This is a genomic window from Sphingomonas citri (genome assembly GCF_019429485.1).
Taxonomy (GTDB): Bacteria; Pseudomonadota; Alphaproteobacteria; order Sphingomonadales; family Sphingomonadaceae; genus Sphingomonas; species Sphingomonas citri.
The window spans coordinates 32,292-44,564 of sequence record NZ_JAHXZN010000014.1 but is presented as its reverse complement, the minus strand read 5'-3'; the positions used below and the strand labels follow the sequence as shown (position 1 = coordinate 44,564).

The 12,273-nt window shown below is 72.4% G+C and carries 8 protein-coding genes; all 8 read left to right on the top strand.

Annotated elements, in window-relative coordinates; all coding sequences use genetic code 11:
- Positions 1–30 precede the first annotated feature (30 nt).
- Positions 31–1,233, top strand: a complete 1,203-nt coding sequence (locus tag KZ820_RS20460) for an MFS transporter (protein WP_219750662.1) — start codon at positions 31–33, stop codon at positions 1,231–1,233.
- Between the two features lie 40 nt (positions 1,234–1,273).
- The gene (locus tag KZ820_RS20455; RefSeq protein ID WP_219750661.1) at positions 1,274–2,179 is read left to right on the top strand and encodes a LysR family transcriptional regulator; all 906 of its coding nucleotides are present in this window, start codon (positions 1,274–1,276) and stop codon (positions 2,177–2,179) included.
- A gap of 175 nt (positions 2,180–2,354) precedes the next feature.
- Complete coding sequence (locus KZ820_RS20450; protein WP_219750660.1) at positions 2,355–3,413, top strand: NAD(P)-dependent alcohol dehydrogenase; 1,059 nt, start codon at positions 2,355–2,357, stop codon at positions 3,411–3,413.
- Positions 3,414–3,650: 237 nt separating this feature from the next.
- Complete coding sequence (locus KZ820_RS20445; protein ID WP_219750659.1) at positions 3,651–4,040, top strand: DUF2934 domain-containing protein; 390 nt, start codon at positions 3,651–3,653, stop codon at positions 4,038–4,040.
- Between the two features lie 84 nt (positions 4,041–4,124).
- Positions 4,125–6,230 carry a glycogen debranching protein GlgX gene (gene glgX / locus KZ820_RS20440; protein ID WP_219750658.1) on the top strand — a complete coding sequence of 702 codons (2,106 nt, stop codon included), beginning with the start codon at positions 4,125–4,127 and terminating at the stop codon, positions 6,228–6,230.
- Complete coding sequence (treZ, locus tag KZ820_RS20435) at positions 6,227–7,915, top strand: malto-oligosyltrehalose trehalohydrolase (RefSeq protein WP_219750657.1); 1,689 nt, start codon at positions 6,227–6,229, stop codon at positions 7,913–7,915. The genes glgX and treZ overlap by 4 nt, the downstream gene beginning before the upstream one ends.
- Positions 7,912–9,798, top strand: coding sequence for a 4-alpha-glucanotransferase (gene malQ, locus KZ820_RS20430; protein WP_219750656.1), 1,887 nt, complete (start codon positions 7,912–7,914; stop codon positions 9,796–9,798). Before treZ ends, malQ begins: the two co-directional genes overlap by 4 nt.
- The gene (treY, locus tag KZ820_RS20425; protein WP_219750655.1) at positions 9,795–12,122 is read left to right on the top strand and encodes a malto-oligosyltrehalose synthase; all 2,328 of its coding nucleotides are present in this window, start codon (positions 9,795–9,797) and stop codon (positions 12,120–12,122) included. The genes malQ and treY overlap by 4 nt, the downstream gene beginning before the upstream one ends.
- Positions 12,123–12,273 lie beyond the last annotated feature (151 nt).

Sequence of the window (12,273 nt, the reverse complement as noted above, 5' to 3'; positions counted from 1 at the left end):
CGGTCGCGCGGCCCTATCATGCGCGCGTCCATGGCCCGTCCCGCTCTCCCCCGCCCCGCGCGTCCGGCGTGGTTCCTGCTCGCCTTCGCACTGGCCAACATGGGCGGGGTGATCGCCTATCTGCCGCTGCTCACGCTGCTGCTGCCGCTCAAGATCCACGCCATCGCGGGCGACGCGCGAATCCCGCTGCTGAGCCTCACCGCGATCCTCGGCGCGATCGCGGCCAGCGCGGCCAACATACTGTTCGGCTGGCTCAGCGACCGCTCGGTGGCGCGCGGCGGCGGGCGGCGGCGCTGGATCGCGGGCGGGCTGGTCGCCACCGCGGCGAGCTACGCGCTGGTCGCCGCGGCCTCCACCGCGGTGGCGATCGTGACGGCCGTGGTGCTGTTCCAGGTCGCGGTCAACGCGGTGCTCGCGCCGCTGCTGCCGATCATGGCCGACGAGGTGCCCGACGCGCGCAAGGGCCTCGCCGCGGGACTGATCGCGCTCGGTAACCCGGTCGCGGCGCTGCTCTCGGCGCTGCTGGTGGCGGACGAGGGATTGGCCGACACCACCCGCCTGGCGGTGGTGCCGCTGCTCGCCGCGCTGGCGCTGCTGCCGCTGCTGCTGCTGCGCGGCGACGGCGGCGCGGGCGAGACCGCCCCCGCGACCGCGCCGGTTCTGCCGCGCCGCGACCTGCTGATCGCCGCCGCGGCGCGGCTGCTGATGCAGCTCGCCACCGCGGCGCTGTCGCTCTACCTGCTCTACGTGTTCGAGAGCATCGCGCCGGGAGAGCGCCAGCTCGTGCTGGCGCGCCAGGTCGGCACGCTGCTGACGATCTGCTACGTCATCCCGCTGCCGCTCGCGCTGCTGGTCGGCCGCTGGTCCGACCGAGCCGGGCGGCGCCAGCCCTTCCTTGTCGGCGCCGGGCTGGTGGCGGTGGCCGGGCTGGGCGCGATGGCGCTGGCGGGCGGTACCACCGCCGCCGCGATCGGCTTCGCCACCTATTCGGTCGGCTCGGCGGTGTTCCTCGCACTCCACTCGGCGTTCTCCATGCAGCTGCTGCCCGATCCGCGGCGGCGCGGCCGCGATCTCGGCCTGCTCAACCTGACCAACACGCTGCCGGCGCTGCTCGGCCCGCTGCTGACTTGGACGCTGGCGACGCCGCGCGACTTCGCGGTGCTGCTGACGGTGCTGGCGGTGCTCACCGCGCTCGGCACCGGCGCGGTGACGCTGGTGCGCGCGCGGCGCTGAGGCGGTTGCCAGCGCGGCGGCGAGGTCGCACATCGGTGTCATGTCCACCGGCCGCGGCGACCTGCCCGATCTCAGCTACTTCCTCGTCATCGCGCGCCATCTGAGCTTCGCGCGCGCGGCGGTGGAGCTGCGCGTCACCGCCTCGGCGCTGAGCCACTCGATGAAGGCGCTGGAAGCGCGGCTGGGCGTGCGGCTGCTCCACCGCACCAACCGCAGCGTCACGCTCACCGCCGCGGGCGAGCAGCTGCGCGACTCGATCAGCGACCCGTTGCGCGCGATCGACGGCGCGATCGAGGCGCTCAACCGCTTCCGCGACGCGCCGGCGGGGCGGATCCGGCTCAACGTGGTGGTCGACGCGGCGCGGCTGCTGCTCGCGCCGGTGCTGCCCGGCTTCGTCGAGCTATACCCCGACATCGAGGTCGACGTGGTCGCGAGCAACCGGCTGGTCGATGTCGTCGGCGAGGGGTTCGACGCCGGGATCCGCTACGGCGGCACCGTGCCCGAGGACATGATCGCGCTGCGGCTCTCGCGTGACATCCGCTGGGTGGTGGCCGCCGCCCCGGCCTATCTCGAGCGCTTCGGCACGCCGGGGCACCCCCGTGAGCTGGCGCAGCACCGCTGCGTGCGGCTGCGCCAGGGCGCGGGGCGCATTTACCATTGGGAGTTCGAGCGCGGCGACGAGGAGCTGGCGATCGACGTGCCCGGCGCGCTGACGATCGACGACACCGACCTCGGTCTGACGCTGGCGCGCGGCGGCGCGGGCCTGATGTACGGGCCGGAGCCGGTCTTCGCGGGCGCGCTGGCAGAAGGGTCGTTGCGGCTGGTGCTGGAAGACTGGGCCGCGGTGGGCGGCGGGTACCACCTCTATTATTCGAGCCGCCGCCAGGTGCCGACCGCGCTGCGACTGCTCGCCGACCACATCCGGGAGCGGCGGCCGCTGGGGTGAGCGCCGTCTCGGTGCAGCCGATCCGTGCTCCTGCGTGCGCAGGAGCACACGGGAAGACAGCGCTGAGCGATCCTCATCACAGCGTTGAGCCGTCACCCGACTGCACCGACGCCGCCGCGGCCTTATCTGAGGCCCGCGCGTCGCCCGGCGCGCCCACTTCTGAAGGGGAACAATCATGGCCACCAAAGCCTATGGCGCGACCGCCGGCGACAAGCCGCTCGAGCCGATGGACATCACCCGGCGCGAGCCCGGCCCCCACGACGTCCAGATCGACATCGCTTACTGCGGCGTCTGCCACTCCGATCTCCACCAGGTGCGCGGCGAGTGGGGCGGTACGCTCTACCCCTGCGTGCCGGGCCACGAGATCGTCGGCCATGTCACTGCGGTCGGTGGCGAGGTGACGAAGTTCAAGGTCGGCGACACGGTCGGGGTCGGCTGCATGGTCGACAGCTGCCAGCATTGCGCCTCGTGCGACGAGGGGCTGGAGCAATATTGCACCGGCGGCGGCTTCGTCGGCACCTACAACGGCCCGACCGCCGACGCGCCCGGCCACACGCTCGGCGGCTATTCGCAGGCGATCACCGTCTCGGACAAGTTCGTGCTCAAGATCTCGCACCCCGAGGAGCAACTCGCCGCCGTCGCGCCGCTGCTGTGCGCGGGCATCACCACTTACTCGCCGCTGCGACACTGGGGCGTCGGACCGGGCAAGAAGGTGGGCATCGTCGGGATCGGCGGGCTCGGCCACATGGGGGTCAAGATCGCACACGCGATGGGCGCGCACGTGATCGCCTTCACCACCTCGGAGTCGAAGCGCGCGGACGCCACGGTGCTCGGCGCGGACGAGGTGATCAACTCGCGCAACGGCGAGGAGATGGCGGCGCATGCAGGCAGCTTCGACATGATCCTCAACACCGTCGCCGCGAGCCACGACCTCGACGCCTTCACCGGGCTGCTGAAGCGCGACGGCACCTTGGTGTTGGTCGGCGTGCCCGAGCATCCGCATCCGTCGCCCAGCGTCGGCACCTTGATCTTCGGCCGCCGCGCGATCGCGGGCTCGCTGATCGGCGGCATCGCCGAGACGCAGGAGATGCTCGACTTCTGCGCCGAGAAGGGCGTCACCGCCGACATCGAGATGATCCGCATCCAGCAGATCGACGAGGCGTATGACCGCATGCAGCGCAGCGACGTGAAATATCGCTTCGTGATCGACAACGCCACGCTCGTAGAGTCGTGAGCGCGTTACTCCTCCCCGCTCGCGGGGAGGAGGACCGCGACGCGGAGCGTCGTGGTGGAGGGGGCTCTCCTCACAGCGCAGCGCTCGCGGAGCGCCCCCTCCACCATGCTGCACGTGGTCCCTCTCCCGTGCCGGGGAGGATTGCTCATCCTTCGCAACGTTTTTCTCCACCCGCTTGCGACGATCCCGCGCCTCGAGAGTTACAGCCGCGGAAAACCGAGCAAAAAGGGACTGGGCATGTCGGACGATCGCGAGGGACGGATCCGCGAGCGCGCTTATCGCCTCTGGCAGGACGAGGGTGAGCCGCACGGCAAGCACGACGAGCACTGGCATCGCGCGCAGCAGGAGTTCCCCGGCGAGCAGCCCGCCGCCACGTCCGAGCCGCAGGACGGCAGCGACACGCCTGCCGCCACGTCCGGTGACGAGACCACCGGCGCCGAGCTGACCAAGCCGCTCGCCAACGAGCCGGCGGACTCGCCCGCCACCACCATCCCCTCTGGCAACGCCGACGCCGGCAGCACCGCGGCGAAAGCGCCGCGCGCGCGTGGCACCAAGGCCGCCGACTCCAAGGCACCCGGCGCGACCGCCGCACCCAAGCGCCCCGGGCCCCGCACCAAGCGCGCCTGAGGCGCGCCGCGGCGCCCCTCCCCGGCGCGAGACACCCTATTACACCGGCCGCCGCAGCGCGGCCCCTCTCCTGTCGGGAGCACGATGTTGCACGACCTGCCGGACCGGCTGCTGCCGGGATCGCCCTATCCGCTCGGCGCCACGTTCGACGGCGAGGGCGTCAATTTCGCGGTCTTCTCCGCCAACGCCGACGCGATCGAACTCTGCGTCTTCGATCCCGCGGGCAAGCGCGAACTGCGCAAGCTGGTGCTGCCCGAGTGCACCGACGAGGTGTGGCACGGCTACCTCCCCGACGTCGGACCGGGATTGGTCTACGGCTATCGCGCACACGGCCGGTACGCGCCTGAGGAAGGGCATCGCTTCAACCCCAACAAGCTGCTGCTCGATCCCTATGCGCGCCGGATCCAGGGCCAGATCAAATGGACCGACGCGCTCCACGGCTATCGCATCGGCCATCGCCGCGAGGACCTGTCGTTCGACAAGCGCGACAGCGCCCCCGCCATGCCCAAGGCGATGGTGGTCGACGATCACTGGGACTGGTCGCGCGACCGCCGGCCCAACACGCCCTGGTCCGAGACGGTGATCTACGAGGCGCACGTCAAGGGCCTCACCAAGCTGATGGAGCTGGTCCCGGCGCGCGAGCGCGGCACCTATGCCGCGCTGGGCCATCCCGCGGTGATCAAGCATCTCCAGCGCATCGGCGTCACCGCGATCGAGCTGCTGCCGATCCACAGCTTCACGCAAGACCGCTTTCTCCAGGAAAAGGGTCTGCGCAACTATTGGGGCTATAACTCGCTCGGCTTCTTCGCGCCCGAGCAGTCGTACATGGCCTCGGACCACCAGGACGAGCTGCGCCGCGCGGTCCACCGGCTCCACAAGGCCGGCATCGAGGTGATCCTCGACGTCGTCTACAACCACACCTGCGAGGGGTCGGAGCGCGGCCCGACGCTGTCGTGGCGCGGGCTCGACAACGCGAGTTACTATCGCCTGGTTCAGGACAATCCGCGCTACACGATCAACGACACCGGCACCGGCAACACGCTCAACATGAGCAAGGCGCGCGTGATCCAGATGGTCGCCGACTCGCTGCGCTACTGGGCGACGAGCTTCGGGATCGACGGCTTCCGCTTCGACCTCGGCCTCACGCTCGGGCGCGAGGACTATGGCTTCGATCCCGGCGCGGCCTTCTTCGACGTGCTGCGGCAGGACCCGGTGCTCGGCCGGCTCAAGCTGATCGCCGAGCCGTGGGACGTCGGCCCCGGCGGCTACCAGCTCGGCAACTTCCCGCCCGGCTTCGCCGAGTGGAACGACAAGTATCGCGACACCGTGCGCAAATATTGGCGCGGTGACCCGTCGCAGCGCGGCGATCTCGCGGCGCGGCTGTCGGGTTCGGGCGACCTGTTCGACCGGCGCGCGCGGCGCCCCTGGGCCACGGTCAACCTGCTCTCCGCGCACGACGGCTACACGCTCGCGGATACGGTGATGTACGAGGGTCGCCACAACGAGGCCAACGGCGAGGACAATCGCGATGGCCACTCCGAGAATTACTCGCGCAACTGGGGCGCCGAGGGGCCGACCGACGATCCCTCGATCAACGACGCGCGCGGCCGTGTGATGCGCTCGATGCTGACGACGTTGCTGGCCTCGCTCGGCACGCCGATGCTGGTCGCCGGCGACGAGTTCGGGCGCACGCAGGGCGGCAACAACAACGCCTACTGCCAGGACAATGAGATCAGCTGGCTCGACTGGGCCGCGGCGGCGAGCGAGGACGGCCAGCGCCAGATCGACTTCACCGCGCGCCTCGCCGAGCTGCGCCGGCGCTACCCGGTCCTGCGCGCCGCCACCTTCCTCTACGGCCAGGACTCGCCCGGCGAAGGCGTCAACGACGTCGAATGGTGGAACGAGCGCGGCGAGCGCATGACGCCCGAGGACTGGGACAATCCCGAGGGTCGCGCGCTGATGATGCGCCGCGCCACGCGCACCGAGGACGGCGAGGTCGAGGCGATCTCGCTGCTGCTCAACGCCAGCGCCGACCCAATTACCTTCCAGCTGCCCGCGCCGCAGGTGCAGCGCGTGGTACTGCTCGACAGCGCCAAGCCCGATCAGGGCGAGATCGAGGTCGACGACCACTATGAGGTCGCGCCGCAGGGTGCCGTGCTGCTGACGTGGCGGAGCGCGTTCCCGTCATGATGGCCTGGGGACCCGAGCCGCTCGAGGGCGGCGGCACGCGCTTCCGCCTGTGGGCGCCCGACGCCGCCGCGGTGACGCTCGAGCTCGCCGAGGGCGCGCCGATCGCGATGATCGCGGGCGAGGACGGCTGGTACGCCGCCGAGGCGCAGGCCGCACCAGGCGCGCGCTATCGCTTCCGCGTCGGCGACCAGGCGGTGCCCGACCCGGCGTCGCGCCGCCAGGACGGCGGCGTGCACGGCTGGAGCGTCGTCACCGACACCGCGTTCGACTGGCAGCACCCGCAGTGGCGCGGACGGCCGTGGCACGAGATGGTCATCGTCGAGCTCCACGCCGGCGCACTCGGCGGGTTCGCCGGGGTGACCGAGCGGCTCGCCGACATCGCCGCGAGCGGCGCCACCGCGATCGAGCTGATGCCGCTCGGCGCCTATGGCGGTGAGCGCGGCTGGGGCTATGACGGCGTGCTGCCCTATGCGCTGCACGAGGCCTATGGCACGCCCGACGCGCTGCGCACCCTGGTCGACTCCGCGCACGGGCTCGGGCTGAGCGTCTTCGTCGACGTGGTCTACAACCACTTCGGCCCCGACGGAAACTATCTCGGGCTCTACGCCAGGAGCTTCTTCGACGAGGCCGTCCATACGCCCTGGGGCGGCGCGGTGAACGTGTCGGCGCCGCCGGTGGCGCAGTATTTCGTCGACAACGCGCTAATGTGGCTGCGCGATTATCGCGTCGACGGGCTGCGCTTCGACGCCGTCCACGCCATCGCCGACGACGATTTCCTCGATGCCATGGCGGCCGAGCTGCGCGCCACGCTGCCGGGTCGCCACGTCCACCTCGTGCTCGAGAACGAGCGCAACGACGCCGCGCGGCTCCGCGACGGCGGCTATGACGCGCAGTGGAACGACGACTTCCACAACGTCCTCCACGTGCTGCTCACCGGCGAGACGAGCGCCTATTACGGCGACTTCGCCGACCGCCCCGCCGAGCGGCTGGCGCGCTGCCTCGCGGAGGGCTTCATCTACCAGGGCGATCCCTCGCCTAACCACGACGGAAAGCCGCGCGGCACGCCGAGCAAGGACCTGCCGCCGAAGCGCTTCGTCGCTTTCCTCCAGAACCACGATCAGGTCGGCAACCGCGCGATGGGCGAGCGGCTGACACTGCTGACCGCGCCCGAGAAGCTGCGCGCCGCCACCGCGCTGCTGCTGCTCTGCCCGCAGGTGCCGTTGCTGTTCATGGGCGACGCGGAGGGCAGCGAGACGCCGTTCCTGTTCTTCACCGACTTCCACGACGAGCTGGCGGACGCGGTGCGCGAGGGGAGGCGCAAGGAATTCGCCAAGTTCGACGCCTTCGCCGACGAGGCCGCGCGCGAACGCATCCCCGATCCCAACGCGGCGAGCACGTTCGAGCGCTCGCGCCCCCAACCGGGTCCGAACGCCGGGGCATGGCGCGCGCTCTACGCCGACCTGCTCGCGCTGCGTGCCGAGCGGATCACGCCCGGACTCGAGGGCGCGACCTCGCTCGGCGCGCGCGCCACCGGCGCGGCCGCGGTGGAGGCGCGCTGGCGGCTCGGCGACGGCACCACGCTGGCGATCGCGCTCGATCTGGGCGACGCGCCCGCGCCGCTGCCGACACCCGAGCGCGTGCTGTGGCGCGAGGGCGAGCGCTTCGTGGCGTGGGTGGAGGCGTGACCGACCTCGCGGCGCGCGCCACCGCCGCCGGCCTCGTCCGCGACTGGGAGGACGCCGACGGCAACGCCCAGCGCGTGCCCGACGACGTGCTCGCCGCGATCCTCGACCGGCTCGACCCGACGCCGCCCGACACCCCCTTCCTCTCCGCCGACGCGGGCGCCGCGATCGACCTGCCCGCGGGCGCGACCGGCGCGGTCGAGCTCCACTTCGAGGACGGCGGCCGCGCGTCCCCGAAGCGCGACGCCGGTGGCAGACTTCCGCCGATCGATCGGCCCGGCTACCACCGCCTGCTGGTCGGCGAGCGCGCGTACACGCTCGCGCTCGCGCCGCGGCGCTGCCCCGAGCCGCCGCCGCGCAGCTGGGGCGCCGCGGTGCAGATCCCCGCGCTCCAGTCGCGCGCGCCGCGCGCGTTCGGCGACGCCGGCGCCTTGGTCGAGGCGGCCGAGGCGTTCGGCCGCGCCGGCGCGCAGGCGCTCGCGATCAGCCCGACGCACGCGCTCTTCCCCGCCGACCCGACGCGCTTCAGCCCTTATGCGCCATCGACGCGGCTGTTCCACAACGTCCTGCTCGCCGACCCCGGCCTCATCGGGGTGCCGCTTCCCCCAGCCCCTGCCCCGGCGCTGATCGAGTGGGAGAGCGCGGCGCGCGAGCGGTTGCAGCAGCTGCGCGGCGCCTATGACCTCGCCGGCGAGGCGGCGCGCTCGGCCGCGCTCGCCTTCCGCCGCCAGCGCGGCGCCGCGCTCGAGGTGCACGCGCGCTTCGACGCGCTCCACGCGCAGCTCGGCGGGCACGGCTGGCAGGACTGGCCGAGCGCCTATCAGGACCCGAGCGCCGACGCGGTGATCCGCTTCGCCGCCGAGCACGCCGACGACGTCGCCTTCTACGCCTTCCTCCAGTGGCTCGCCGACCTCGGTCTCGCCACCGCGCAGCGCAGCGCGCGCGAGCGGATGCGCGTCGGGCTGATCGCCGACCTCGCGGTCGGGATGGACGGCGGCGGCAGCCACGCCTGGGGCGCGCGCGACGAGCTGCTCACCGGCCTCACCGTCGGCGCCCCGCCCGACCCGCTCGGCCCCGACGGGCAGAATTGGGGGATCACCGCGCTCGACCCGTTCGCGCTCGAGCGCACCGGCTTCCGCCCCTTCATCGAGACGCTGCGCGCGACGCTGGCGCACGCCGGCGGCATCCGCATCGACCACGCGCTCGGGCTCCAGCGGCTCTGGGTCATACCGGCGGGCGAGAGCGCCTGCCGCGGCGCCTATCTGACGATGCCCGGCGAGCACCTCCGCCGCATCGTCGCGATCGAGGCGCACCGTGCCGGCGCGCTGGTGATCGCGGAGGACCTCGGCACCGTGCCGCCCGGCTTCCGCGACGAGCTCGCGCGCCGCTGCATGCTCGGCATGCGCGTGCTGCCGTTCGAGCGCGATGCCGACGGCGGCTTCACCCGCCCCGCCGACTGGGACGAGATGGCGGTGGCGATGACCGGCACGCACGACACCCCCACCGTCGCTGGCTGGTGGAAGGGCCGCGACATCGACTGGGCGTGGAAGCTCGGCCGCCGCTCGCGCCACGTCAGCGCGGTCGAGGATAAGGCGCACCGCGGCGAGGAGCGCGCCGCCTTGTGGCAGGCGATGGGCGAGACCGGTGCGCCACCCGCTCAGCCGCCGCTCGACCGCGTGCTCGCGCACGTCGCCACCGCGCCCGCGCCGCTCGCGATCGTGCCGGTGGAGGACCTGCTCGGCGAGCAGGAGCAGCCCAACCTGCCCGGCACCGTCGACGAGCACCCCAATTGGCGCCGCCGCCTCCCCGCCCCCACCGAGCAGCTGCTCGCGCAGCGCGACGTCGCGCGCCGCACCGACCTGCTCACCGCCGAGAGACACGGATGACCCCGCGCGCCACCTATCGCTTCCAGTTCCACAAGGACTTCACCTTCGCCGACGCCGAGGCGCTGGTGCCGTACCTCGACCGGCTCGGGGTCAGCCACGTCTATGCCTCGCCGATCACGATGGCGACGCCGGGTTCGACCCACGGCTATGACGTCACCGACCCGACGCGGATCAATCCCGAGCTCGGCGGCGAGGAGGCGTTCCGCTCGCTCGTCGCCGCGCTGCGCGCGCGCGACATGGGCGTGATCATCGACATCGTCCCCAACCACATGGGCGTCGCGGGCGGCCACAACGCCTGGTGGACCGACGTCCTCCAGCGCGGCCCCGAGAGCCCGCACGCGCGGGTCTTCGACATCGACTGGCGCGAGCGGATCGTCCTGCCCGTGCTCGGCGCGCCCCTGTCGGAGGCGCTGGATAACGGCGACATCGCGGTGGAGCGCGACGGCGACCGCTGGGAAGTGGTGGCCTATGGCGAGCACCGCTTCCCCATCCGCGACGAGGACCAGGACGGCGCCGGGACCGACCCGCTCGCCCCGCTGCTCGAGCGCCAGCATTACCGGCTCGCTTATTGGCGCACCGCCAACGACCAGCTCAACTGGCGTCGCTTCTTCACCATCAACGAGCTCGCCGGTGTGCGCGCCGAGGACCCCGCGGTGTTCGAGGCGACGCACGCGCTCTACTTCCGCCTTCACGACGAGGGGCTGATCGACGGCGTCCGCGTCGACCATGTCGACGGGCTGACCGACCCGATCGGCTATTGTCACCGCCTGCGCGAGCGGCTCGGCGATGATGCCTGGATCATCGTCGAGAAGATCCTCGGCGCGGGCGAGCCGCAGCCGGAGGGTTGGGCGATCGACGGCACCAGCGGCTACGACTTCATGGAGCAGGTCACCGCGCTGCTCCACGATCCCGCCGGCGCGGAACCGCTCGGGGCGCTGTGGGAGGAGATCAGCGGGCGCAGCGCGACCTTCGAGCCCGAGGAGTTCCAGGCGCGGCAGGACCTGCTGTCGTGGCAGTTCGCGGGACAGCTCGACGGCTGCGTCGCCGCCTTCGCCGCGCTCGCCGCGAGCGCGCCCGGCGGCGACGGCGTCACCCCCGCCGCGCTGCGCCGCGCGATCGTGCGGCTGCTGTGGGCCTTCCCCGTCTATCGCACCTACGGCACCGGCGACGCCGCCCCCGCGAGCGACGAGACCGTGCGCGCGCAGGTCCGCGCCCGCGTCGCCGAGCTGATCCCGCCGGGCGAGGCGCCGATCACCGACCGCGTTCTCGCCTGGCTCGCCGGCGACGGCCCCGGCGACGCGGCGCTCGCCGCCGAGGCGGTGCGACGCTTTCAGCAGCTCTCCGCGCCGATCGCGGCCAAGGCGGTCGAGGACACCGCTTTCTACCGCTACGGTCGGCTGCTGTCGCGCAACGACGTCGGCTTCGACGCCGAGACCTTCGCGCTGCCCCCCGCCGCCTTCCACGCCGCGATGGAGGAGCGCGTCCGCACGGTGCCGCAGGCGATGCTCACCACCGCGACGCACGACCACAAGCGCGGCGAGGACGTGCGTGCGCGGCTCGCGGCGCTGAGCGCGCGGCCGGAGGCGTGGCGCACGTTCGCGCTGCGCTGGGTCGACGAGGACGAGGCGGTCGATCCCGCCGACGCCTACATGCTGCTCCAGACGCTGGTCGGCGCCTGGCCCGACGACGGCCCCGGCGGCGACTTCGCCGAGCGCGTGAAGGGTTGGCAGCAGAAGGCGCTGCGCGAGGCCAAGCTGCGCTCCTCGTGGGAGGCACCCGACGAGGCCTATGAGGCCGCCGCCGACGCGCTGCTCGACCGCTGGCTCGCCGACGCGGCGTTCGTGGCGGCGGTGGAGGCGCTGCTCGCCGAGCTGCGCCCGATCGCGGAGGCGAACACGCTGGCGCTGGTGCTGCTGCGCTACACCCTGCCGGGCGTGCCCGATCTCTACCAGGGGACCGAGCTGGCCGACCTGTCACTGGTCGACCCCGACAACCGCCGGCCGGTCGACTACGACCTGCGCGCGCGCCTGCTAGAGCGCGGGGCATCGCCGAAGCTGCGACTGATCGCCGAGCTGCTGGCACTGCGGCGTGCCCATCCGGCGCTGTTCCGCGACGGCGATTATGCCGCGGCCGAGGTGAGCGGCGCGGGTGCCGCGTACCTGCTCGCGTTCGAGCGACGCGGCGACGGTTGCACCCTGCGCTGCGCGGTGGCGCTGCACGGGACGAGCGACTGGGGCGACACGCGCGTGCGATTCGCCTCGGGCGAGGAGATGGCCGCGAGCATGCTGTTCGCCGCCGGGCCGGTGACGCTCGCGGTGGTGTGATGGGCCTGGCACCCGGCGCGACCTGCGTTGCGAGCGCGCACTATCGATCCTCCGCTGCAAGGGGAGGATTGCCGCAAAGCTAATCAGCGCGGGCAGTTAACTTAACCTACGACTTCACGGCGGAAGACCTTCAGTCTCACCACTGTCCTAC